Here is a 25219-nt window from a genome sequence, read left to right on the forward strand (position 1 = left end):
TAACATTTTGGAATCGACGAGACGCATCATGTTTGAGAACTTAACGGACCGACTTTCTGGTAGCCTGAAAAAAATTACAGGTCAGGCTAAGCTCACCGAAGATAATATAAAAGAGACCCTCAGGGAAGTGAGAATGGCACTGCTGGAAGCAGATGTGGCGCTGCCTGTTGTTAAAGAATTTGTTGAGCAGGTTAAGTTGCGGTCAGTTGGGCAGGAGGTAATGAGAAGCCTTACGCCTGGTCAAGAGTTTGTCCGAGTCGTAGATGCTGAGCTTCAGCGAGTTATGGGGGATACCTGTGAATCGTTGGATTTGTCAGCTCAGCCGCCTGCAGTCATCATGATGGCTGGTTTGCAGGGGGCTGGTAAAACAACCACCGTGGCCAAGTTGGCTCGCTTTTTGACTGAGCGAGAAAAGAAAAAGGTTATGGTTGTCAGTGCCGATGTATATAGGCCTGCCGCGATCAAGCAGCTGGAAACCTTGGCCTCTGAAGTGGGTGTCGAGTTTTTCCCCAGCAGCGCTGACCAGAATCCAGTAGACATTGCTTCCTCTGCAATCGATTCTGCAAAGAAAAAGTTTATGGATGTGGTGATTGTCGATACTGCAGGCCGCTTGCATGTTGATGAACAGATGATGGGTGAGATTAAACAGCTCCATGAGGCTGTTAATCCGGTTGAAACCCTGTTTGTGGTCGACTCAATGACAGGGCAGGATGCGGCTAATACCGCTAAAGCATTTAATGACGCGTTGCCGCTGACGGGGGTTGTGTTAACTAAAACTGACGGTGACGCGCGTGGTGGTGCTGCGCTTTCTGTTCGCTCTATCACAGGTAAGCCTATTAAATTTATGGGGGTGGGCGAAAAGACGGATGCGTTAGAACCGTTCTATCCTGATCGAGTTGCTTCTCGTATATTGGGGATGGGGGATGTTCTGACTCTTATTGAAGAGGCAGAGCGAAATCTGGACAAGAAGAAGGCAGAAAAACTCACCAAAAAGATTAAGAAAGGTAAAGGTTTTGATCTGGAAGATTTCCGTGATCAGCTATTACAGATGAAAAATATGGGGGGGATGGGGAATCTTCTCGACAAGTTGCCTGGCATGGGGCAGATGGCACAGGCTGCGCAACAGCATGTTAATGATAAGTCGCTTGGGCAGATGGAGGCGATGATATGCTCGATGACGCCGCACGAAAGGCGTTTCCCTGATATTATTAATAACCCAAGAAAACGCCGTATTGCCGCCGGTTCCGGTACGCAGATTCAGGATGTTAACCGTCTTTTAAAGCAGCATAAACAAATGCAGAAAATGATGAAAAAATTTACCAAAAAAGGCGGTATGGCAAATATGATGAGAGGCATGAAAGGGATGATGCCGCCGGGTGGGGGCTTCCCTCCAATGGGGCGAATGTAGCGCTTTATCATAGTCTATAAAAAATATGGCGTGTTTTTAGTAAAAAAATCAAAATATAGGTTTTAAAAAGGTTTTTTTTTGAATAGAATATGCGCCCTTTCGAATGCCATACGTTTGTTGTGTGGTTGTTAACAGCATTAACAGGATACCTAGCGAAATGGTTACAATCCGTTTAGCTCGTGGCGGCTCTAAAAAACGCCCGTTTTATCATTTGTCAGTTACAGATAGTCGCAATGCTCGCGATGGTCGTTATATCGAACGCGTAGGTTTTTTTAACCCTATTGCTCGTGGCCAGGAAGAGCGTCTGCGTGTTGATAGCGAACGTGTTAAATTCTGGTTGGAGCAAGGTGCTACAACTTCAGAGCGCGTTGCTAAATTATTGAAAGAAGTTCAAGCTGCTGCTTAATTGCGTTAAGCAATAAGTGTCAGTCTCAGCATCAAGACAGTATTATAAGCTAGAGGGTTGTCATGAGTCGTAGTAAGAGCAATGAAGCGGTTCTTGGCAAAATTACTTCAGTTTATGGTGTTAAGGGTTGGGTAAAGATTTACTCTTTTACCGATCCGATAGAGAATGTACTTCAGTATCGCCGTTGGACGTTAAAGAAGGACGGTGTTGAAAAGGTCGTTAATCTATCATCAGGCAAAAAACATGGTAAAGGTTTGATTGCTTGTCTTGAAGGTTGTAATGATAGAGAGTTAGCTCAACAGTTTTGTGGATCACTTATTGTGGTCTCAGCTGAGGAGTTGCCTGAACTCGAAGATGGTGAGTTCTACTGGCATCAATTAGAAGGCCTCTCAGTAAAAACGATTGATGAGGTTGATCTGGGAAGGGTAAGTCATCTTATTGAAACCGGGTCCAATGATGTAATGGTTGTTAAGAGTAATCGCGGTGATGCTAAGAAAGAGCGCCTGATTCCTTATCTTCCTGGACAAGTAGTAACGGATATTGATCTCGAGGACAAAACCATTACGGTGGATTGGGATCCGGAGTTTTAAGCCGTGTGGATTGGGGCAGTAACACTGTTTCCAGAGATGTTTCAGGCTGTTACTGATTATGGTGTAACAGGCAGGGCATTTAAGAACCGGATCATGGAGTTCCAGGCATGGAACCCGAGAGATTTCACTCATGATCGTCATCGGACTGTCGATGACAGGCCATACGGCGGCGGTCCTGGGATGTTAATGAAAGTACAGCCTTTGCAGGATGCAATCGCAGCAGCTAAGCAGGCAGCTGGCGAAGGTGTCAAGGTGATATATTTATCACCCCAAGGCAAAAGGCTTGATCAGGCTGGAGTTCAGCACCTGGCGAACGCGGAAAAGTTGATTTTGGTCGCTGGGCGTTATGAAGGTGTAGATGAGCGTCTGATAAAAGCAGAAATCGATGAAGAGTGGTCTTTAGGCGACTTTGTGTTGAGTGGCGGTGAAATTGCTGCCATAACAGTGATCGATGCTATAGCCCGTTTAATCCCCGGGGTATTGGGGCATGACCAATCAGCAGAGCAGGACTCGTTTTTCGATGGCTTGCTTGATTGTCCGCACTATACCAGGCCTGAGATTTTTCAAGGTCAGAAAGTGCCGGATGTGTTGATGGGGGGGCATCATGAACAGATTAGGCGGTGGCGACTAAAACAGTCACTGGGTAGAACATGGCAACGACGCCCGGATCTGCTGGAAGATAGAATGCTTTCAGAGGAGGAGAAGGGGTTGTTAGAAGAGTTTGTCCGCGAGCAGAGTGCTTCCGGCTAGCTCGATCGGATTTAACAGCTTTTTCTTAGGAGCAAACAATGAGCAGCAAGAACAATATCATTTCTCAGATCGAATCTGAGCAGATGAGCAAAGAGATAGCAGAATTTGGACCAGGCGACACAGTAGTCGTTCAGGTTAAAGTTAAAGAAGGTGATCGTGAGCGTCTTCAGGCATACGAAGGTGTTGTTATCGCTAAGCGTAACCGCGGTTTAAACTCTTCTTTCACAGTCCGCAAGATCTCTTACGGTGTGGGTGTGGAAAGAACATTCCAGGCATTTAGTAAGTTGATCGATAGTGTTACTGTTAAGCGTCGTGGTGATGTTCGTCAAGCGAAGCTTTACTATCTTCGTGACCTTAGTGGTAAGGCTGCTCGTATCAAAGAGAAGCTGGGCTAAGTTTACTATCAGGCTCAAAAAAGGTAGCTATATGCTGCCTTTTTTTATGCGTGAAATTTGAGCTTTCGATAGTTTTGCAGCGTTTTTATTTTGGGAATACCATTAATGGCGGCCAGTCTGTAGGCACTATTACACAATAGTAATGGAAATCACTGGAACTTTCGTGGTTATAATGCGGTCAAACGCGCGTGTGGTGAAAAAGTGAAGCTGTCTTTTTTATTAAACTCGGCCTCGTATATGGGTATAAAAATCTGTTAGGTGATGGAATGTATTTTAAGTTATTGGGTGTAATGATGCTTTGTGGTTCAGCTTATGTCGCTGCAGGTGATGTAAGTGATCAAGTAGAGAAAAATATCAGGGCTCAGCTGGGTGCTTCCTTGCCAGCGCTCAATATCACCTCAATCGAGAAAGCCCCCGTTGACGGGTTGTTTGAAGTGTCCTCAACAAGTGACCAGCCACTGTTAGTGTCTGCTGACGGAAAGTATATTATCGCAGGGGAAGTTTATCAGTTAGATGGACACAAAATCACTAATCTGACAGAGCAGAAGCGAGAAATAGGGCGTGCAGAGATTATGGCGGCTATTCCCGATGCAGAAAAGCTATCGTTTAAGCCCAAAGGTGAGACAAAGGCAACGATAACAGTGTTTACGGATATAGATTGTGGCTACTGCCGAAAGCTTCACAAAGAAGTTCCAAGGTTGAATGCGCTGGGGATTCGTGTTGATTATTTAGGCTACCCCCGTGCTGGCGTAGGCTCTAATTCATACAGTAAATTGGTTTCGGCATGGTGTGCTGATGACCCTATGGCTGCGATGACCAAAGCTAAAAATGGAAGTGTAATCCCGGCAAAGAGCTGCGAAAACCCCATTGCGCGTCATTTAGAGCTTGGTCAGAGGGTTGGAGTTAGCGGTACTCCGGCGATTGTACTGGACTCGGGTAAGTTATTGCCGGGCTACGCGCCTGCAGATGCGCTTGCCAAGCAGCTTGGAGTGCTATAAACAGGGGGTATACTTAAACTTATGCTCCGCCTAAAGGCTGCACTCACTTAGAGGGAGTGCAGTGGTTTATGTTTAACATCTAAAACCTTTTTCGGTTTTTCTCTTTTTGCACTCCTTCAAGATATTATTGCACCTCTGGGCTGCTGAAGGGGACAGGTTGTCTGATTGGCATTCGCTGTATGCACTTTTTAGTTCGTAATTACTGTAATTACTAAATGTGCTTGTTTGGTCGCAGCCATAGCAAGAAATAAGCGTGGCAAGCAATAATGATCGTTTAGCGTTGGATTTGAAGTTCAATGTGTTGGTCATATTTTATAGATTTGTCTGTTAAGTGGCTGTATTGATATTAGTTTAGCTTCGCCTGTTGATCTTGCAACAAGCCAGCAGGATAGTCTCGTTGACACTCGATATTTAGCGCGTTATCGTTCCAACTGCATTTCTTATGATTGTGATTCCACCTTCTTGATGCTTCATGTAGATAGGATATTTTTGTGAAAGATGAATTCCCTAGAATAGAGCGGTTGCCCCCTTATGTATTTAATATTGTTGGTGAGCTTAAGAGAGAGGCTCGAGCAAAAGGGGTGGATATTATTGATTTTGGCATGGGGAATCCTGACCAACCAACGCCGGCTCATATCGTCGATAAATTAACCGAGACGGCGCAAAGAGGGGATACTCACCGCTACTCGCAGTCGAAAGGTATTCCGCGCTTGCGTAAAGCAATTGCAGATTGGTATCAGCGAAACTATGACGTAGCTCTTGATCCTGAAACAGAGGCCATTGTTACTATCGGCTCAAAAGAAGGGTTGGCTCATTTGGCGCTGGCCACCATGGTGCCTGGGGATGCTGTTTTGGTTCCTAACCCCTCTTACCCAATACATCCATATGGCTTTGTCATCGCGGGCGCGGACATTCGTCACGTACCTTTAACAGATGAGGTTGACTTCTTTTCCGAGTTGGAAAAGTCAATTCTCGATTCGTGGCCAAAACCCAAAATGCTCGTATTGAACTTTCCCGGAAATCCGACCACGCAATGTGTAGACTTGGCTTTTTTCGAGAAGGTTGTGGCAATAGCAAAAGAGCACAAAATCTGGGTCGTTCAGGACTTGGCTTATGCTGATATTGTATTTGATGGCTATAAGGCGCCATCCATTCTTCAAGTTCCTGGTGCTAAAGAGATAGCGGTCGAGTTTTTTTCTTTATCGAAAAGTTATAATATGCCCGGCTGGCGTGTGGGGTTCTGTTGCGGCAACCCAACCTTGATTGCCGCTTTGGCTAGAATAAAGTCATATTTGGATTATGGGACGTTTACCCCGATCCAAGTGGCTGCCATTGCAGCCTTGGAAGGTGATCAGCAATGTGTTGAAGATATCTGCGAGCTATATCGTGTTCGCAGAGATGCGTTATGTCGCGGCCTAAATAGTATAGGTTGGCAGGTTACCCCTCCTAAAGCGACAATGTTCGTGTGGGCCAAAATACCAGACGCGTACCTCGATATGGGATCTCTGGAGTTTAGTAAAAAACTGCTGAAAGAGGCGGGAGTGGCTGTTTCTCCGGGTGTCGGGTTTGGCCATTATGGAGATCAATACGTCAGGTTTGCACTTATTGAGAACGAGCATCGCATTAAGCAGGCCGTTCGAGGAATAAAAGCGATGTTTTCTAAAGACGGATCCTTGTAGGTTGCTTGCAGCTTTTATTATTGAAAGCACAAAAATTTAGCAGATAGCGTTGTTGAGCAATACATCGAGTGTTGCTCCTAAAATATTAATTCGGGTGAGGTAATAGGTTTGAAACCGGTGAAGTTAGGTATATGTGGTCTGGGTACAGTGGCTAGTGGCGCGATTAATGTGTTAAAGCGCAATGCCGATTCAATTACTGGACGCGCAGGTTGCCCTATTGAAGTTATTCAGGTCGGTTCGCGCCGTCTTAAAGAGAACTGCGACTTGACTGGTATTGAATTCACGACAGACCTATTTGACGTTGTCTCAAACCCAGAGGTTGATGTTGTAATTGAATTGATTGGTGGGTATGAGGCGGCTAAGGAGCTGGTTCTTAAAGCAATAGAAAATGGCAAGCATGTTGTTACTGCAAATAAAGCGTTAATTGCAGTTCACGGGAATGAGATTTTTGCAGCCGCCGCTGAAAAGAATGTTACGGTTGCTTATGAAGCCGCCGTGGCCGGTGGAATACCTATTATAAAAGCGCTCCGTGAAGGTATGGCTGCTAACAAGATTAACTGGCTGGCAGGTATTATCAATGGAACCGGCAACTTTATTCTGACCGAGATGAAAGATAAGGGGCGCGACTTTGCGGATGTGCTCAAAGAAGCACAAGCGCTTGGGTATGCAGAGGCAGATCCAACATTTGATGTTGAGGGTATTGATGCTGCACACAAGTTGACTATTATGGCGTCCGCAGCATTTGGCGTACCTCTCCAGTTCGATGCTGCTTATACCGAGGGGATTAGCCAACTTTCAACTGATGATGTGGCATATGCCGAAGAGCTGGGGTACAGAATTAAGCACTTAGGGATTACCCGACTGCATGACAACGGTATAGAGCTTCGCGTTCACCCAACGTTAGTTCCTGAACAGCAGTTGTTGGCCAAGGTTGATGGTGTCATGAACTCGGTGTTGGTGGATGGTGATGCCGTGGGCCAGACTCTTTATTACGGTGCGGGGGCAGGTTCTGAAGCGACCGCATCCGCCGTTATTGCAGATGTCGTTGATATTGCCAGAGCGCTAAATGTGGATGCTGGTGTGATGGTTCCATATCTTGGTTTTGGCCCGGAAAAATTAACAGATTTGCCTGTGTTACCAATGGATGATGTTGTCTCCGCTTACTACTTGCGAATTCTTGCCAATGATCATCCTGGCGTATTGGCCAAAGTTGCCTCCATATTAAGCGATAAAGGCATCAATATTGAGTCAGTTATGCAGAAGGAATCTGAATTGAACGAAGGGAATATTCCGATGATTATGCTGACTCACGAAGTAAAAGAGTCCGCGATCAATGCCGCTATTGCAGATATTGAAGCGCTTTCAGATATAGAAGGCAAGGTGGTACGTATTCGTGCCGAGCATTTTTCCAGCTAGATCGCAGTGCTGATGATCGTAGCGTAACTATTTTAAATGATAAACCAATGGGTTAACGGGAACAGATTGTGAAATATATTAGTACTCGAGGTAGTGCTCCTGCCTTGAACTTTGAAGAGGTTCTACTAACAGGGCTAGCATCAGACGGTGGATTGTATGTACCAGAAGTTCTGCCCCGTTTTACTCATGAAGAAATTGCTTCTTGGGCAGGACTTTCTTATACCGACCTCGCTTTCAATGTCATGTTTCCATTTGTTGAGGGTTCTATTCCAGAGTCAGACTTTCGGGAGATGCTTCGTGATACTTATGAAGAAGCGTTTGCTCACAAGGCTGTTGCACCTCTCACTCAGTTAGATAGAAATGAGTGGGTAATGGAGCTTTTCCACGGGCCAACCCTTGCGTTCAAGGATTTTGCCCTTCAGTTATTAGGTCGCTTGCTGGACTATGTGTTGGAGAAGCGCAAAGAGCATGTTGTGATTCTTGGCGCAACATCGGGTGATACCGGTTCTGCTGCAATAGAAGGATGCCGTCGCTGTAAAAATGTCGATATCTTTATTCTTCATCCTCATAACCGGGTATCTGACGTCCAGCGCAAGCAGATGACGACGATTACGGGCGACAATATTCACAACCTCGCTGTGGAAGGCAATTTTGATGATTGCCAGCAAATGGTTAAAGAGAGTTTTGGTGACCAGTCGTTTCTCGAGGGAAAAAGCCGGTTAGTGGCGGTAAACTCAATTAACTGGGCTCGAATCATGGCTCAAATTGTTTACTACTTCCACGCCTCTCTGGCGTTGGGTGGGCCGCATCGAAGTGTTTCATTCTCTGTACCGACTGGAAACTTTGGTGATATTTTCGCAGGTTATTTAGCCAGAAATATGGGGCTGCCTATTAACCAATTGGTTGTTGCGACGAATAAGAATGATATTTTGCACCGCTTTATTAGCGAGAATAAGTATAGTCCTGAAGTACTTCACCATACGCTATCGCCCAGTATGGACATCATGGTTTCCAGTAATTTTGAGCGCCTCCTGTTTGATTTATATGGCCGGGACGGCAAGGCGCTTTCTGAGCTAATGGAAAGCTTTAAGACAGATGCATCGGTCTCTATTGATGATTATCGCTGGAAGGCCGCCAGAAAGCTGTTTGACAGCTTTACAGTGGATGACGAGCAAACATGCCGAACCATTAAGGTTGTATTTGATGAGTCTGAAGAGCTGCTTGACCCACATACTGCCATTGGTGTGGAGGCTGCTCGCCAATGCCGAAGAGATTCATCTGTGCCGATGGTTACATTGGCAACGGCTCACCCTGTGAAGTTCCCAGAAGCTGTAGAGAAATCGGGGGCAGGTGTAACGCCTGAGCTGCCGCATCACTTAGCAGACTTATTCGAGCGTGAAGAGTCGTATACCGTTATTGAAAATAGCCTGAGCGCTGTGCAGGGCTATGTAAAGGCTCACGGCAACCATAATAAAGCGCTTTAAACTGAGTCGCTACAGCGCTTTGGTAAATACTGTTTATCAAAGCGGTTAAATTGAGAAGAGGGCTTTGAGCCCTCTTTTTGTATCTATATACAAAGATTCGCCATCCTATATGCAAAAGAAAATAGTACGAAGACGTATTGTCCCAGATGGTTATGCAGAGTCATGGGCTCATATTCCTGATTTTTTACGCAGAGCTTACCGGGCGAGAGGCGTTAACTCATTAGATGAGTTGGAATACACGCTATCAAAGCTTGCTACAGCCCAGCATATGAAGGGGGTTGCAGCGGCATCTCAGATTTTGGCCGAAGCAATTCAGCATCGCCGTCGCATACTGGTGGTAGGTGACTTTGATTGTGATGGCGCTACCAGTACGTCGGTTGCGATACTGGCATTGAAGATGATGGGGGCTGAATCGGTTGATTATCTTGTTCCAAACCGCTTTGAATATGGATACGGCCTAACACCCGAGATTGTAGGCGTTGCACAACAGTTTAGCCCTGATGTTATTGTCACCGTCGATAACGGCATTGCTAGTTGTGAAGGGGTCGCGGCCGCCAATGAACTCGGCATTTCTGTGATTGTAACCGATCACCACCTGCCGGGGAGTGAACTGCCTGACGCCGATGCGATTGTGAATCCAAACCAGCCAGGGTGCGAATTTATTAGTAAAGCAACCGCAGGTGTTGGCGTTATTTTTTATGTCATGAGTGATTTGCGTCGAGTATTGAGGGAGCGAGCCTGGTTTGAGCAAACGGGGATTGTTGAGCCTAATCTTGCCAGCTTATTAGACCTGGTTGCTTTGGGTACGATAGCCGATGTGGTTCCTCTTGATGGCAATAACCGTATTTTAGTTGAGCAGGGAATTCGCCGTATTCGAGCAGGAAAAGCCCGTCCAGGCATTCTCGCGCTGATTGATGTGGCGGGTCGAGACTATCGCAATCTTGCGGCATCAGACCTGGGATTTGTTGTCGGCCCTCGCTTGAATGCAGCGGGGCGTCTTGATGATATGTCTATCGGGATAGAGTGTCTATTGTGTAATGACCCCTTACGAGCCCGACAGCTTGCACTGCGGTTGGATGAGCTAAACCAGGAGCGAAAACAGATTGAACGTGAGATGAAAGCTCATGCATCTGTATTGGTTGATGAGTTTAACCAGGCTGAAACGTCGTCAGATAAAAATAGTCTCCCGTGGGGGATGTGTCTGTATGATGAAACGTGGCACCAGGGGGTCATCGGAATACTAGCTTCAAGAATGAAAGAGCAGTTTCATCGACCTGTCATCGCCTTTGCCCCGGCAGACGATGATTGCGTCGAATTGAAAGGGTCTGCTCGATCCATTAGCGGCTTGCATATCAGGGATGCACTGGATCGTGTTGCGACGCGTTACCCATCACTGCTGAGTAAATTTGGTGGCCACTCGATGGCTGCAGGTATGACGATAGAAAGTAAAAATTACGATGCTTTCGCCAAGGCTTTTGATGAGGTTGTGCGTGAAGAGTTAGATGAAAGTCATTTAGAGGCGGTCATCGTCAGTGATGGTGAGCTGGCTGCTCATGAGCTCAATATTGATACTGCTGAGTTGCTTCGAAAGGCAGGGCCTTGGGGGCAGAATTTTCTAGAGCCTGTTTATGACGGTCTGTTTGATGTGGTTCAGGCACGGGTGGTGGGCACCAAGCATCTGAAATTGCTTTTACAGGTTGAAGGAACTGAACAACTGGTTGATGGCATTGAGTTCAATAGTGACTGGGTGGGACGAGAGGCAGAGCTTAAAAAAGTTCGCGTGGTTTATCGCCCGGATGTCAATGAGTTTAGAGGGCGAAAAAGCCTGCAGTTAATGATTCAATATGTGGAAGCGGCTTAATCGCAAAGCTTTTAGTTATGGAGTAATAAGCAGTAGACATGATGCAGGAAACCGAATTCAAGGGGTATATTTGACTTCATTGTAGTCGTTTAGAGTGCTTTTTGATTTCGTTTTGCTGCATCGCGGTCATATGGAGTAACAGGCAAGACCGGTAATGTTTGTCGTTTAGCTAAGCATGTTACTGAGCTTCTCTCTTACATCGCCTTCAATAACCATCGCCTTGTTTGTTTTCATATCCATAAGAGCAAATGTGATAATCGCATCACAAATTATTTCATCAGTTCCACTTAGCGTTATTTTCTGACTGACCTTACAGCTTTTGTTGCCTATGGACTCTACGCGAGTTGTGATATGTAGCACGTCATCAGGAAAGCCGGGGCGTCTGTAGTTGATGTTGATATTGACAAGAACAAACGCCAGCTTAAGTTCTGCAAATACTTCGACCGTATTATGATGCTCGAAAAAAGACCATCTTGCTTCTTCCAGAAACTCAAGGTATCGGGCGTTGTTTACATGCCCGTATATATCTAAATGATAACCCCTGACCTTAATATCAATGCTGTCTGACATGTATATCCTCTTTTTTCATTTGAAGTTGTTCATTCCAGGTGCCTGTTGACCACAATAAAAAGACCAGCAGTAGAGCGAAAAGTGGCGAAGATTCTAAAAGAGCGCTACGAAAAAAGATAGTTTGATAATTTTTGATAAATACAAGCAGATCAGGCTGAGTTGGTTTTCCCATTGCGGCCAAATCGTTTAGAATACTCGGCCTTTATATTTGTCATGGTTAAGTGAGTCAATTCTATATGCTGGAAGTTAATCCTATCGTTCAGGCGATCAAAGACTACAGGAGTCGAAACGAGACTCTTAGGGGGTACCTTTGACTTTGATGCCAAGAAAGAACGCTTGGTTGAAGTTGAACGTGAGCTAGAGCAACCCAGTGTTTGGGATGACCCAAGCAATGCTCAGGCGCTTGGTAAAGAGCGTGCAGCCTTGGAAGGCGTTGTAAAAACCATTGAAGATTTAGCGAGTGGTCTGGATGACGCCCAGGAGCTGCTGGATATTGCAGTAGAAGAGCAGGACGAGGGTATCGTCGCTGATGTAGAAGAAGAGTTAGCGGCATTGCAGGAACAGCTGGATAAGCTGGAGTTTCGCCGTATGTTTTCAGGCGACATGGACGCTAATAATGCGTACCTGGATATACAGGCAGGTTCAGGTGGAACAGAAGCTCAAGACTGGGCCAATATGATCCTGCGGATGTATCTTCGCTGGGCTGAACAAAAGGGGTTCAAGGCGGAAATTATTGAACTGTCGGCTGGCGATGTCGCAGGTATCAAAGGTGCCACGATACAGGTTACTGGAGAGTATGCGTTCGGCTGGTTGAGGACCGAAACAGGGGTGCACCGTTTGGTTCGTAAGTCGCCCTTTGATTCGGGTAATCGTAGGCATACCTCCTTTGCGTCGGTCTTTATTTCACCTGAAATAGACGACAACGTAGAAATCGATATCGATCCGTCAGACCTAAGAATTGATACTTATCGCTCGAGTGGAGCAGGTGGCCAGCACGTTAACACCACAGACTCGGCGGTACGAATTACCCACGAACCCAGCGGCATTGTGGTGCAATGTCAAAATCAACGCTCTCAGCACCAGAATAAAGATAAGGCAATGCAGCAATTAAGGGCAAAGCTTTATGAAATGGAGATGTTAAAGCGCACGGAAGCCGCGCAGGCGACAGAAGACACCAAATCAGATATTGGCTGGGGAAGCCAGATTCGTTCTTATGTTCTTGATTCCTCACGTATCAAAGATTTACGCACCAATGTCGAGACTAGCAACTGCAACGCGGTTCTGGATGGCAGTTTGGATCAGTTTATAGAAGCAAGTTTGAAGCAAGGGCTTTAATTCGATGAGCAAAGACATCATGAGTGAAGAAAACCAAATTCAACAACAAGATGAAAACAAGTTAGTTGCCGAGCGTCGAGGGAAATTATCCAAACTCCGTGAAGGCTGTAAATCGAATGGTCACCCAAATGACTTTCGTCGTGAAGACATGGCAGGTGAGCTGCAGTCTGAGTTTGGCTGCCTGGATAAAGAGGTATTAGCCGAGTTGGGTAAGCCTGTGAGCGTTGCCGGGCGTGTTATGCTGCGTCGAGGTCCATTTGCTCGCATTCAAGATATGAGTGGGACTATTCAGATTTACCTAGGAAAAGGGTTACAAAAAAAGTCTGATGCATGGATTCATTTGGACTTGGGAGATATTGTCGGTGCGTCAGGGGTGTTGCAAAAATCAAGGATGGGCGACCTTTATGTTGAGGTTGAAGATATTAAAAATCTTCGGATACTAACAAAAGCGCTTCGCCCTTTGCCAGATAAACACCATGGCCTAGCGGATCAAGAGGCTAAATACCGTCAGCGTTATGTTGATTTGATTATCAATGAAGAGACGCGAAACACCTTTTGGGTTCGTTCTAAGATCATCAATTGCATGCGTCGTTATTTAGAAGATAAGGGCTTTATGGAAGCTGAAACGCCAATGTTGCAGGTGATTCCAGGTGGTGCTACTGCGAAGCCTTTCGTGACTAAGCACAATGCGATGGATATGGACATGTATCTGCGTATAGCACCAGAGCTTTATTTGAAGCGGTTGGTCGTCGGTGGTTTTGAGAAGGTGTTTGAAATTAACCGTAACTTCCGAAATGAAGGGTTATCTACACGTCATAACCCTGAATTTACAATGATTGAGTTTTATCAGGCGTATGCAGACTACAATGACTTGATGGATCTGACTGAAGATATGTTGCGTAGCATCGCACAAGAAGTATTGGATACTACCATATTGCCGTATGGCGAAGCTGAATATGATCTTGGCAAACCATTTTGGCGCATCTCTGTATTTGATTCGATTCTACACTTTAACCCGGAGCTGTCTGCTGCTGACATCGACAACCTGGAAAGTGCGGCGAAAGTTGCTGAAAACTTGGGTATAGAGGTTAAGCCTGGCTGGGGGCTTGGCAAAGTTCAAATAGAAATATTCGAGAAGACTGTGGAGCATCGTCTGGATCAGCCGACGTTTATTACACGTTATCCGACTGAGGTGTCACCGCTAGCCCGCCGAAATGATGATGATGCATTTGTAACAGACCGATTTGAGTTCTTCGTGGGCGGTCGAGAGATTGCTAACGGATTTTCCGAGCTTAATGATGCAGAAGATCAGGCAGAACGTTTTCGCCAGCAGGTTGAAGAGAAAGATGCAGGTGATGACGAGGCAATGCACTTTGATGACGATTATATTCGGGCATTGGAGCATGGTCTTCCGCCAACAGCAGGTGAGGGCATAGGTATTGATCGTCTGGTGATGCTATTTACCAATAGCCACACGATCAAAGATGTTATCTTGTTCCCACATATGAAACCTCGTGGATAATTGAACCTTTGACGAAGCTGAATAATTGATCGGAAGCGAATGATGGTTGACTCAACTCAAAAGCCGGGCTCCTTGCATGAGTCTTGGCAGGGCACCTTGGCTGCTGAGTTTGATCAGCCATATATGCAATCACTGAAAGCCTTTTTAGCCGATGAAAAAAAAGCTGGAAAGGTGATATACCCGCCTGGCCCAGAGATATTTAATGCCTTTAATCACACGCACTTTGATGACGTTAAGGTAGTGATTATTGGGCAGGACCCTTACCACGGTATAGGGCAGGCCCATGGGCTTAGTTTTTCTGTACAGCCGGGGGTCAAGATTCCCCCATCGCTCGTTAATATCTATAAAGAGATAGAGCGAGATCTTGGTATCCCAATCCCGTCTCATGGTTGTTTAACTCGTTGGAGTAATCAAGGGGTTTTGTTGCTTAATGCAGTTTTGACGGTTGAGCAAGCCAATGCCGGTGCTCACCAAAAGCGCGGATGGGAGACATTTACCGACAAGGTCATCGAGGTGTTGAATCAGGAAAGAGAGCATTTGGTGTTCTTGCTCTGGGGGAGCTACGCGCAGAAGAAAGGTGCTTTGATTGACCGGGATCGGCACTGTGTTTTATCTGCACCTCACCCATCTCCGCTATCTGCTCACCGAGGTTTTCTTGGCTGTGGGCACTTTTCAAAAACAAACGAATATTTGAAATCTGTTGGAAAACCTGCAATAGACTGGCGCGTTGAAAAGTCGAATGTCATAGCCTAGCGGTATGATTTTTATTAATAAGTTAGTTTGTCACCTCCGTTCTATTGAGGTGACAAAGCTGATTTTTTGCCCAGTGCTAGCTGTTCAACAGCGCCATAGCGGCTTCCATTTCATCGGTTAGGTCTTCCGCTTCACTCATATCTATTTCCGGGTCTAAGCCGAGGCGATTGAATGCTGATATATTTGTCCAGTCCATTTCTGCATGAGGGTGACTGCTACCCGCGATAGCCTGGAGGTTGGCAATCATTACCACGTCTGCATAGTCCGGCTGTGAAACATTGCGGTCAAAGTTTCTGTACTCTTCCGGTACTTTCTTGAGCTCTTCAGGGAAATCCCATTTTTCAAGAATTTTACAACCAATCAGAGGGTGTAGCTCATCTATAATATTGTCCAGCATAACACTGCTGATTTGGATGTCGTTATCTTCTACGTACTTTAGAATGGGCAGGGCACCAATCTGGTGGACAAGGCCAGCCAGGGTTGCCTGATCGGGCTTTAGCTTTGTGTAGTGTGTTGCTAGTACGTGGCTTATTCCTGCTATCTCTGTACTTTTCTGCCATACCTCCCGCATTCGTTTATCAACCATTTCAGAGGTGGCCTGGAACATTTGCTCCATTGCAAGCCCTGTTGCAAGGTTGCTGGTGTAGGTCATCCCTAGGCGGCCTACGGCCATATTGAGGTTCTCGATCTCTCTCGCACCTCTCAGCAGGGGGCTGTTGCAAACGCGGATAATGCGTGTTGTTAGTGCTGCATCATCGCCAATAACCGCGACGAGCTGGTTGATCGATGAATCCGGATCTTCTGCGATTTCTCGCACTTTTAATGCAACTTCCGGCAGCGTCGGGAGTACAAGTGAATCGTTCTCGATTGCACCAAGTAAATCATTCTTAATTTTATCGGCTAACTCTGCCATATATCCCTCATTGGTATGATAGTAGAAGCGATTGATCTTCTACTATCATTTATAGCAGAACTTTCGGATATTGCCCTGTGAAATAAGGTTCTTTTTTGTATTTGATTTTTAACGTTTTTTGAAAAGGGATACGTTATATTTTTATCCTTTAAATGTGATCATAGGGGTGAGTGGTTTTGTGCTATCGCTTGTTATACGTTGTCACTGGTATAGGGCAGGTTGAGATAGTTAACGTCTTGTGTGGTAGCTTTTGTCAGCGTCAATGGGGACTTTGATTTCCCGGTCTCAATATCAAGTACCGCAAGTAACCGTTGTGTATCTTGATCATTAGCGCTAATTGAACGAACAACACTTCCGACTTTTTTTCCTGTGCTTTGCTCAAAAATATCTGCATTCGGAAGTGCTTCTGGTTGACGTGATGCAGAAAGCAAAAACATTCCTTTTTTTAGCTTACCCAAATACTTCATTCGAGCAATAATCTCTTGCCCTGTATAACAGCCTTTCTTAAAGCTAATCGCATTTAAGTGTTGTAAATTAAGCATTTGCGGGATGTAGCTTTCTTGAGTTTCGGAATAGATTTCCGCAATGCCCTCAGCTATTTCTGTCCAGGCCCAGTCAGCCTGAGTGTACTGTGTGTTTTGCCGGCCTTCGGCATGATCTGTAAGCAGTGACTTGGCCGTATCCGGTTCGCACCATATTTCATAACGAGGTGTGTGGTGAGACGGTACCCTTATGATGGTGCTTCTACCGATAGAGATACTGTTATCCACTTCAGCCGGGAGTTGAGTCGTGTCATCTAACAGGTTACTCAAGCTTTGAGGTGATCCTGACAGGCCTAAAACACAGAGATTTTCATCAAGTGCCAACGTCGCCTTGGAAAACACAATATATTTGTTTAGACGTTCACAAACATCCTGACTGATCTGCGTGGGTAGGCGGAGTAAATAGTCATCCCCCTGTTTCGCTATTCTGAATGTGGCATACGCCCGGCCTTTCGGTGTGTTGGCAGAACCCATTCTGCTTTGGTCGCTCTTTACTTCTCGCACGTCACACGAAAACTGCCCTTGCATAAATTTTTCGGCATCGGCACCTGAAACCCTGATAATAGAATAGTCAGTGAGTGGCGCTATAAAGTGGGCTGACTCAATATCCTTGGTATTGTTAGCGTGCTGGTTCTCTACAGGGTAGCCCGACTCATTAAGCCAGTTAATAAAGTGTGTACTCATGTTGTCGATAATCCGTGATGATTAATAGCGATATGCTTTAACAATTGATAATGGCTTTATGGTTACTAAGTCAGCGTTTTCAAGCTATGCTGTGTTCGAGTTGTATAGCTTGCCAAACTTTAACAGAACTCTTAGTCGTCGAAAGTCCTCCTGCGATGAGGTATTGTCACGCATAACAATGGTTAAATTAGCGGGGGTTAGCTTTTTTATCCTGTTGATGAGCGACCCTGCCAGCCGACTATCGGCAGGTTTCCAGGCAAGCATAACCACTTTAGCTGATAAGTAAGTGCTAGATTGTGGAACGGCTTTAATACGAACGCCGTTTTTCTGGGTAATATAGAGTGCACTTTCCGTCGCATCAAGTCGAACGATACTGGTTGGGAGTGCAAGCAGGCCATATTTTGCGATGAAGTGAAGGTGTACCGCTAAGCCTGCAATGAACATGAGCAGAAATACGTGCTGCGGCAATGCGGTTTGATATAGCACACTTATACCGCTACAAAACACGATAGAAACAACCGTGATTAGCAGCGGTGAGGGCGCTAGCTTTAAGTTATTCAGGTTGAACACGATCCAGGATTATCTTAACTATTCTCGCGAGATCAGGGTCTTCAGGCACGCCTTTTTGCATAAACCAGCTGAACATATCCTGATCTTCACACTCAAGCAGTTTGACGTAACGTGCTTGGTCGTCCTCTGGCAGATCCCGGAACGCTTCTTTAAGAAAAGGAACAAGAAGAACATCTAGTTCAAGCATTCCCCGACGGCTATGCCAGAAAAGCCGGTTAAATTCGATATCAGAAACCATACTACAGCCCTGGAGATTGGTAAAAGAGAGGTTACGCGTAACAGTGAATGGGCATTATAGCGTTGATCGCTTGAAGGGAGAAGATACACGCTCAAATTTACGTGTATCATTTTATGCTAAACGACGGGGTTAACCCCGGACGGCTACCAGAGAGGCTAAGAGTGCAAAAGCCATTAGTTCGGCTACCAGTCTCTGGCTGAAAAATTGGTTGGTGTGAGAATGGTGTCACGAGCAACCGGGAGCTGCTCTGGGTAATCCAATGTGTAGTGCAGGCCTCGGCTCTCTTTTCTTTGAATAGCGGAGCAGATGATTAAATCGGCAATAGTCATCAAATTACGCAGCTCCAGGAGGTCATTGGTGACTTTATAATTACTGTAAAAATCGACGATCTCCTGATGTAGCACGTCAATCCTGTGTTTTGCTCTTTGCAGGCGTTTGTTAGTGCGAACAATACCTACGTAATCCCACATAAAACGCCTTAGCTCATCCCAGTTGTGAGATAGAACGACATCTTCGTCAGAGTCAGTAACCTGGGATTCGTCCCATAGCGGTGCTTCAGGTGGTGGCGGGATCTCCGCAAACTTCTTCATAATATCCTGTGCGGCTGAGCGGCCATAGACCAGACACTCAAGCAGCGAATTACTCGCCATCCGGTTGGCACCGTGCAAGCCGGTGAAGCCCGCTTCACCAACCACATAAAGCTGGTTAACATCGCTTCGGCCTCGCTGATCTGTGATGACTCCACCGCAGGTGTAGTGGGCTGCAGGTACAACCGGGATCGGCTCTTGAGTGATGTTGATGCCAAACTCAAGGCAACGCTCATATATGGTTGGGAAGTGCTCTTTAACAAACTTGTCGGATTTGTGGCTAATATCGAGAAACAGGTTGTCAGCCCCTAACCGTTTCATTTCATGGTCGATGGCTCTTGCGACAATATCCCTTGGCGCGAGCTCTTCCCGTTTGTCGAAGCGGTGCATAAATCGCTGCCCATCGGGAAGTAATAGCCGACCCCCTTCGCCTCGGACTGCTTCAGTGATAAGGAATGACTTGGCTTGAGGGTGATATAAACAGGTAGGGTGAAACTGGTTAAACTCCATGTTTGCGACGCGACAGCCACTTCGCCAGGCCATCGCGATTCCGTCTCCACTGGCGCCGTCCGGGTTGCTGGTATAAAGATAGGCCTTGCTTGCGCCTCCTGTAGCAATCACAACAAACCGAGCGCGAAATAACTCTACATGGCTTGTTTTATCGTTTAGAACGTATGCGCCTACGCAGCGGTTGCCCGGTAGAAACAGTTTTTTATGAGTAATGAGGTCGATGGCAACCCGGTTTTCAAAAATATCAATATTATCCGCTTCAACCGCTCTATCGCAGAGCGATGAAGATACCGCGTGCCCTGTTGCATCGGCGGCATGCATAATTCTTCGGTGGCTATGCCCCCCTTCTTTAGTCAGGTGATAACTGTTTGAGTCATTGGACTCGTTATTATGCTTGACATTTTCTTTTGTAAAATCAACCCCTTGAGAAATTAACCACTCAATGCTTTCCCGACCATTCTCAACTGTGAACTGAACCGCGTCTTCATGGCAAAGCCCGGCACCTGCGATCAAGGTATCCTGAATGTGTGACTCTATCGTGTCGCTCGTATCCATCACGGCAGCAATACCACCCTGGGCATACAGCGTAGAACCACTAGGCAGATCGCCCTTTGATATAACGGCTACTTTGACGTGGCTGGCCAGGTTTAGCGCAACGGATAAGCCTGCTGCGCCACTGCCAATAATAAGGACATCATGTTGAAAAGAGGATTGCATAGTCACTTCTTTACCAGAGTGTTAGGGGTTGCGGTCACGGTTATTGAACTAAAAAACGGAGTCAGTGTCTATTTTTGTGACACATTCTTGTAGGTGAGGCCTGTTTGAGGGCTGGAGAATGTCTTTACGTGGGTTAGCGCGGGGCGCTGATCGGTATTAAAACTGGAATACTATGATGAGTTCTTCAACAGGCTATACTTTAGCAACGGCTACAAAAGATCTTTCAGATCGTCGGAGCTACGATAATATCACGGCAACAAACGTAGCATCGCTGAGGTCGGCCAAACCAGGCCACAAACACCGGGGGATAGAGGTTGAACAAAAAGGTATTAACAACTCTGCTAAGACGATGGGGCGTCCTGCTGGTGGCTGCCAGGAGGCTGATTTGAGCGAGGCCGCGGCAGCTCAGAAGCAAACTATTAAGTCAACTGACTGGCAATTGGTTGAACGGGTTCAGCATGGCGAAAAAAAGGCGTTTGACCTTCTGGTGCTTAAATACCAGGGCAAGGTTGCGTCTCTGGTTTCTCGATATGTAAGCGATAAACATGAAGTGCTCGATGTGACTCAAGAGTCTTTTATTAAGGCCTATCGAGCCTTGAAGAATTTTAGAGGTGAAAGCGCCTTTTATACCTGGTTGTACCGGATCTCGATTAACACTGCAAAAAACTATCTTGTTGCTAAAGGTCGCAGACCTCCGGGTGTTGATATTGATATTCAGGATGCTGAGCACTTTACGGCTGATAGCAGCCTCAAGGATATTCAAAGCCCCGAGAGAAATCTATATCGTTCGGAGCTTGAGCTTGCCCTGAACAGGGCAATTGGTCAGCTGCCAGAGGACTTGAGGGTTGCTTTGACGCTAAGAGAGTTTGATGGCTTGAGTTATGACGAAATAGCTGAGGTAATGGATTGCCCTGTCGGAACGGTGCGTTCGAGAATATTCAGAGCCCGGGATGCAGTTGACTCAAAAATAGGGCCTTATTTGGATGAAAATCAAAGATAACGGCCAAGTTTTTGGTTTGAATGAGCGTATTGGTTTGAATGAGCGTATTGGCTTGAACGAGTGTAATAAAAAAGATCTGTCAGTGCGATGGATAGAGAGTAGATTGAAAGCGCTTGTGGCTACGAGTGTTTTTAGCATGAGAGAGGGTATGTGATGGATGAGAGAATGAAAGAATCCATATCTGCATTGCTGGATAATGAGGCAGATGAACTTGAATTGAGACGCGTACTGAATCACTCTGATGATTCAGCCATGAGAAGTGTATGGGCGCGTTACAGCAAGGTGAGTGATTTGCTATCGTCTGGCCAGAGTACTTATAACCAACACGCTGTAGACTCAACGAACAGCTTTTTAGATATTGATATTAGTGCAGATATCTCCAAATCTATTGAAAATATAGATCACAATGAGCGCGTCTATGAGCCCGTAGCAATGGCGGCAACCGAGCATACAACGCCATCAGCCAATAAGATGGATGCAGGCTTTTTCTCCAGAGTGGCGATAGCGGCGGCGGTGATTTTGTCGATCTCTTTGGTGTTTAAACCTTTTGATGGCGGCTTTGGCGGCAGCGCTGGTGTTGATGATGCGCTGCAGACAGCTTCGGTTGATGCGGGCAGCAGTGGTTTCACTGTAGAAAAGAATACAGCTATTGATGTGTTACAAAACAGTTTGCCAGCGGCTAGCGATGGAGAGAGTGTTGAGGGTGTTCAGGTCGTTGAGAGACCCTTTACTCCTGAGCATGCTCGAAGGCTTAACCAATACTTGCTGCGTCATGCAGAGAACTCGGTGACAGGAGGGCGTTCCGGACTGATGCCACTTGCCAGAGTGGCTAGCTTAACAATTACTGAGAACTAACTGGGTAGGTGAGAGTGTCTTTGAGACCAATAAAAGATCGAGTTGTGCCGCGTAGGCCGTTATTACATAAACTTTTTAACACCTGTCTGATTGTTTTTGCAACGGCGTTTTATGCTCAATCTGCTGCGTCAGCAGCAAAAAACAGCGAGCAAGTTTCTGGCTCCTCTTTGAGTGGTGACGCTTGGTTTGAGCGAATGGTTGTGGCCATGCAAACTCAAAGCTATCGTGGTGTATTTGTTTATAGCCGGGGGGATATATCGTCTTCCATGAAGGTTATCCATCGATATAAAGACGGGGAAGACAGAGAGAAACTGGTTCAGTTGGATGGTGAAATGGGGGAAATCTTGCGCACGGGGGATGAAGTCGTTTGTGTGCTACCCGGTAACCGAATCATAAGCCTGGAGCAGAGCATCCCTTCAGGGCCTTTTGCAGGGGCGTTTGCTCGCACCTTAATGCCCAAAAAAGAGCACTATATGATTACTCTTGAGGGAGAAGACCGCGTGGCGGGCCACCTGGCCGTGAAAATTGCAGTGATGGCAAAGGATAGTTACCGATACAACTACTTGTTGTGGTTGGAGAAAAGTAGTGGACTGTTATTAAAATCAATGCTGGTTAGCTCCAGTGGTGAAGTGTTAGAGCGCTTTCACTATACATCACTCGAATTAGCTGATGATATTAGCGATGCAGAGTTAGCCCCCAATAATCCGGGGGCTGTGTACTCCCACGAAAGCCTGCCCTCTATTCAAAAAAGCGGGGAGTGGCCTTCCAAAATGGCGTGGCGAATAGATTGGCTTCCGGACGGTTTTATACCTGTAAATAAGGGGCTGAGTGGCAAAGGTGTGGTGAGCTCAGGTAATGTGCAGGTGTTTACTGATGGCTTGGCTTCTTTTAGTGTTTTTATTGAAAAGCCGGGGAAAGAAAATATGCCCGAAGGTGTGTCTGTGATTGGGGCAACCGTTGCATATGCACACCGGCTTAAATGGAAAAACCATGATTACATGGTAACGGTTGTCGGTGAAGTTCCTGTTGCTGCGGCAATGAAGGTCGCGGAAAAAGTTGTGCCTGATATGAATTGATCTCTTTTTAAGGAGGGCTAAAACACTTATCATAATCGTTCTTTGAAATGGTCATTCGTCAAAATGGTCGTTCGTTGGAGTGACCGGGTTGCAGTTTCTAATGAGTTTGTTTGACAAGGGTGGGGTATGTTAGAAGAGTCTGGTGTTGTGGTTGCCATTGATGGTAACCAGGCATGGGTACAAACCATCCGTAAAAGCGCCTGTTCAAGCTGTGAAGCCAAAAATGGGTGTGGGCAGGGGGTGTTAGCGCGTATTTCTGATGGCAAGGCCAATCAGGTTTTGGTGGCTAATACGCTTAATCTCGAGGTGGGGGATGAAGTGCTTTTAGGTATACCAGAGGATATGCTGATCAAAGCCTCAGTGATGGTTTATTTGCTCCCTCTATTAGTAATGATTATCGCCGCGTCGATAACCGAAAAGTGGATTGCCCCTGGCGATGGCTGGGTTGCTGCTTCTGGTCTCTTGGGGCTGGCACTTGGCTTTTTACTCGTTAAGCTATACTCCTATTTCCATTCAAGCGATCCTCGATTTTGCCCAAAGATGATTCGCTCCACTACGCATAAACCTATTCCCACGGTAGACGTTATAACAGCACCTTAACGTTTTAATGTTGATGTGGTCCTGTGCCGCAGCTCGTAGGGAGTATCCTGCCGGCTATTTATCTTTGCTCATTCTGAGCGTTCGCTTTCTAAATAATGTTTAATTTGAAAAAAAACTTTTTGTCACCAGAATAAAGGTTGCAGAAGCGACTATACGCGCTGCTTTAAATATTCACTATTGATTTGAAGCGTATCGAAAGGAGTGGCTATGACAAAAGCAATACTGAGCCCCGTCAGGGTATTACTGTTAACGCTATTGGGAGTGATCTCTGTGGGTTTACAGGCTGCTGACCTACCGGACTTTACCGAGCTGGTTGAAGACCACTCGCCTGCTGTTGTTAATATCAGTACCGTGAGCCGCTCTAAGAGTACGTTGCATCGAGGGTTGAGGCCGGATGAGCTTGAGCAAATCCCTGAGTTCTTCAGGCACTTTTTCGGTGCGCCCTATGGCCCTGGTCAGCAGCCAAGGCAAAGCCAATCTATGGGGTCCGGGTTTATTGTCTCCGAAGATGGCTTGGTACTGACAAACAACCACGTGATCGATGGGGCTGATGAAATAATTGTCAGACTAAATGACCGGCGAGAATTGCCTGCCAAATTGATCGGTGCTGATGCTCGCTCAGACTTAGCAGTGCTGAAAATTGAAGCAGAGGATTTGCCTGTTGTAAAAATTGGCAAATCAAAAGACCTCAAAGTAGGTGAGTGGGTATTCGCAATCGGTTCTCCTTTTGGTTTTGACTATACGGTTACGGCGGGAATCGTGAGTGCGATTGGCCGTACCTTGCCAAGCGAGAACTATGTGCCTTTTATTCAAACTGATGTGGCTATCAACCCAGGTAACTCAGGGGGGCCGTTGTTCAATCTGGATGGAGAAGTTGTTGGCATAAACTCGCAAATATATACCCGGTCTGGCGGTTTTATGGGCGTTTCGTTTGCGATTCCAGTCGATGTTGCCATGGAGGTTGTAGACCAGCTGCAACAAAAAGGTTATGTGGCGCGGGGTTGGTTAGGTGTGCTTATTCAAGAAGTTAGCAAGGATCTGGCTGAGTCATTCGATTTAAGAAAACCTCATGGGGCGCTGGTTGCTCAAGTAGTGCCGAACTCACCAGCAGAGGACGCAGGCCTAATGCAGGGGGATATCATCACTAAGTATGAAGGGCAGACAATTAAACGATCTTCGGATCTTCCCCACTTAGTCGGGCGCTCCGTTGTTGGCAAGAAAGCTAAACTAGAAGTTATTCGCGCGGGTAAACGCAAAACATTGGTGGTGGAAATTGGAGAGCTTCCGACTGAGAAGGGAAGTGTAATGCCCGCAAAGACACCTAAGGCCGCCTCCAACAGGTTTAATATTGAAGTAGCAGAGCTTGATGAAGGTGCGCGCCAGCAGTTGCAGGTATCAGCCGGGTTGGTGGTGACCCGGGTTGACCAAGGCGCTGCACGTGTGGCGGGTATTAGACCCAATGATGTGATTAGCAGTATTAATAACCAGGAAGTCAAAACCCTTGAGGACTTTAATTCGATTGTAAAATCGCTCCCCACCGGGCGTGCGATTCCGGTGCTCATTATTCGGCAAGGCAACCCGTCGTTTGTGGTGATTAAACTGGAGAACTAGCGCGAGGCGTTTTATATCTGAAAAAAAAGAGCACGGTTGCGTCATTGCGTTCTGCTTGACTGTGACCCTGCTCTTTTTTGTTTTATACTCCTGTTTGTTAAAACCATGCTATCAGGGCTAAGCTGCATGCACTATTACTTCATAAGCGC

The 25219-nt window shown here is 46.3% G+C and carries 24 protein-coding genes; 18 read left to right on the forward strand and 6 right to left on the reverse strand.

From position 1 onward, the window contains the following. The first annotated feature begins 28 nt into the window (after positions 1-28). From ffh to recJ, 10 genes are all read left to right on the forward strand, one after another. Complete coding sequence (ffh, locus tag MY523_RS02620; RefSeq protein WP_250657260.1) at positions 29-1408, forward strand: signal recognition particle protein; 1380 nt, start codon at positions 29-31, stop codon at positions 1406-1408. Between the two features lie 157 nt (positions 1409-1565). Next, the gene (gene rpsP / locus MY523_RS02625) at positions 1566-1814 is read left to right on the forward strand and encodes a 30S ribosomal protein S16 (RefSeq protein ID WP_250657261.1); all 249 of its coding nucleotides are present in this window, start codon (positions 1566-1568) and stop codon (positions 1812-1814) included. A gap of 62 nt (positions 1815-1876) precedes the next feature. Next, positions 1877-2404: a ribosome maturation factor RimM gene (gene rimM / locus MY523_RS02630; protein ID WP_250657262.1), complete on the forward strand. Its 528-nt coding sequence runs from the start codon at positions 1877-1879 to the stop codon at positions 2402-2404. A gap of 3 nt (positions 2405-2407) precedes the next feature. Then, on the forward strand, positions 2408-3154 hold the full coding sequence (trmD, locus tag MY523_RS02635) for a tRNA (guanosine(37)-N1)-methyltransferase TrmD (RefSeq protein WP_256470514.1): 747 nt from the start codon (positions 2408-2410) through the stop codon (positions 3152-3154). A 38-nt stretch (positions 3155-3192) separates the two neighbouring features. Beyond that, positions 3193-3549: a 50S ribosomal protein L19 gene (rplS, locus tag MY523_RS02640; RefSeq protein ID WP_250657263.1), complete on the forward strand. Its 357-nt coding sequence runs from the start codon at positions 3193-3195 to the stop codon at positions 3547-3549. Between the two features lie 266 nt (positions 3550-3815). Beyond that, complete coding sequence (locus MY523_RS02645) at positions 3816-4547, forward strand: DsbC family protein (RefSeq protein ID WP_250657264.1); 732 nt, start codon at positions 3816-3818, stop codon at positions 4545-4547. A gap of 491 nt (positions 4548-5038) precedes the next feature. Then, positions 5039-6226, forward strand: coding sequence for an alanine transaminase (gene alaC / locus MY523_RS02650; protein ID WP_250657265.1), 1188 nt, complete (start codon positions 5039-5041; stop codon positions 6224-6226). Positions 6227-6343: 117 nt separating this feature from the next. Then, positions 6344-7642, forward strand: a complete 1299-nt coding sequence (locus tag MY523_RS02655; protein ID WP_250657266.1) for a homoserine dehydrogenase — start codon at positions 6344-6346, stop codon at positions 7640-7642. Between the two features lie 68 nt (positions 7643-7710). Beyond that, positions 7711-9126, forward strand: a complete 1416-nt coding sequence (gene thrC, locus MY523_RS02660; RefSeq protein WP_250657267.1) for a threonine synthase — start codon at positions 7711-7713, stop codon at positions 9124-9126. 109 nt (positions 9127-9235) lie between these two features. After that, on the forward strand, positions 9236-10987 hold the full coding sequence (recJ, locus tag MY523_RS02665) for a single-stranded-DNA-specific exonuclease RecJ (protein WP_250657268.1): 1752 nt from the start codon (positions 9236-9238) through the stop codon (positions 10985-10987). A 165-nt stretch (positions 10988-11152) separates the two neighbouring features. On the opposite strand, the gene MY523_RS02670 is transcribed toward recJ, so the two are convergent. After that, on the reverse strand, positions 11153-11557 hold the full coding sequence (locus MY523_RS02670; protein WP_250657269.1) for an acyl-CoA thioesterase: 405 nt from the start codon (positions 11555-11557) through the stop codon (positions 11153-11155). 236 nt (positions 11558-11793) lie between these two features. Between MY523_RS02670 and prfB the strand changes: the two genes are divergently transcribed. From prfB to ung, 3 genes are all read left to right on the forward strand, one after another. Continuing rightward, positions 11794-12892, forward strand: a protein-coding gene (gene prfB / locus MY523_RS02675) for a peptide chain release factor 2 (RefSeq protein ID WP_250657270.1) whose coding sequence is annotated in 2 segments (ribosomal slippage) — positions 11794-11868 and positions 11870-12892 — 1098 coding nt in all. Because the reading frame shifts where the segments join, the coding sequence is not laid out codon by codon here. 4 nt (positions 12893-12896) lie between these two features. Next, complete coding sequence (lysS, locus tag MY523_RS02680) at positions 12897-14414, forward strand: lysine--tRNA ligase (protein WP_370301320.1); 1518 nt, start codon at positions 12897-12899, stop codon at positions 14412-14414. A 39-nt stretch (positions 14415-14453) separates the two neighbouring features. Then, a complete protein-coding gene (gene ung, locus MY523_RS02685; RefSeq protein ID WP_256470515.1) occupies positions 14454-15167 on the forward strand; it encodes a uracil-DNA glycosylase in 714 nt (237 codons plus the stop codon). A 76-nt stretch (positions 15168-15243) separates the two neighbouring features. Here ung and MY523_RS02690 read toward each other — a convergent pair whose 3' ends face one another. The 5 genes from MY523_RS02690 to nadB form a co-directional block, all read right to left on the reverse strand. Beyond that, positions 15244-16080, reverse strand: a complete 837-nt coding sequence (locus MY523_RS02690) for an HDOD domain-containing protein (protein WP_250657271.1) — start codon at positions 16078-16080, stop codon at positions 15244-15246. Positions 16081-16271: 191 nt separating this feature from the next. Then, entirely contained in the window at positions 16272-17306 is a 1035-nt protein-coding gene (gene ygfZ / locus MY523_RS02695) for a CAF17-like 4Fe-4S cluster assembly/insertion protein YgfZ (RefSeq protein ID WP_250657272.1), read from the reverse strand. Between the two features lie 84 nt (positions 17307-17390). After that, positions 17391-17792 carry a hypothetical protein gene (locus MY523_RS02700; RefSeq protein ID WP_250657273.1) on the reverse strand — a complete coding sequence of 134 codons (402 nt, stop codon included), beginning with the start codon at positions 17790-17792 and terminating at the stop codon, positions 17391-17393. A gap of 67 nt (positions 17793-17859) precedes the next feature. Continuing rightward, entirely contained in the window at positions 17860-18114 is a 255-nt protein-coding gene (locus MY523_RS02705) for an FAD assembly factor SdhE (protein ID WP_250657274.1), read from the reverse strand. Between the two features lie 182 nt (positions 18115-18296). After that, on the reverse strand, positions 18297-19928 hold the full coding sequence (nadB, locus tag MY523_RS02710) for an L-aspartate oxidase (protein WP_250657275.1): 1632 nt from the start codon (positions 19926-19928) through the stop codon (positions 18297-18299). A 349-nt stretch (positions 19929-20277) separates the two neighbouring features. On the opposite strand from nadB, the gene rpoE reads away from it, so the two are divergent. The 5 genes from rpoE (at position 20278) to MY523_RS02735 (ending at position 25070) form a co-directional block, all read left to right on the forward strand. Continuing rightward, positions 20278-20928 carry an RNA polymerase sigma factor RpoE gene (rpoE, locus tag MY523_RS02715; RefSeq protein WP_370301512.1) on the forward strand — a complete coding sequence of 217 codons (651 nt, stop codon included), beginning with the start codon at positions 20278-20280 and terminating at the stop codon, positions 20926-20928. A gap of 165 nt (positions 20929-21093) precedes the next feature. Next, complete coding sequence (locus MY523_RS22020) at positions 21094-21783, forward strand: sigma-E factor negative regulatory protein (protein ID WP_250657276.1); 690 nt, start codon at positions 21094-21096, stop codon at positions 21781-21783. Positions 21784-21803: 20 nt separating this feature from the next. After that, positions 21804-22859 (forward strand): MucB/RseB C-terminal domain-containing protein, encoded by a 1056-nt coding sequence (locus tag MY523_RS02725; RefSeq protein WP_250657277.1) that lies wholly within the window; start codon positions 21804-21806, stop codon positions 22857-22859. Between the two features lie 126 nt (positions 22860-22985). Continuing rightward, positions 22986-23459, forward strand: a complete 474-nt coding sequence (locus MY523_RS02730; protein ID WP_250657278.1) for a SoxR reducing system RseC family protein — start codon at positions 22986-22988, stop codon at positions 23457-23459. Positions 23460-23666: 207 nt separating this feature from the next. Beyond that, positions 23667-25070, forward strand: coding sequence for a DegQ family serine endoprotease (locus tag MY523_RS02735; RefSeq protein ID WP_250657279.1), 1404 nt, complete (start codon positions 23667-23669; stop codon positions 25068-25070). The last annotated feature ends 149 nt before the right edge of the window (positions 25071-25219 follow it).

Origin of the sequence: Alkalimarinus coralli (genome assembly GCF_023650515.1) — a bacterium.
Taxonomy (GTDB): domain Bacteria; phylum Pseudomonadota; class Gammaproteobacteria; order Pseudomonadales; family Oleiphilaceae; genus Alkalimarinus; species Alkalimarinus coralli.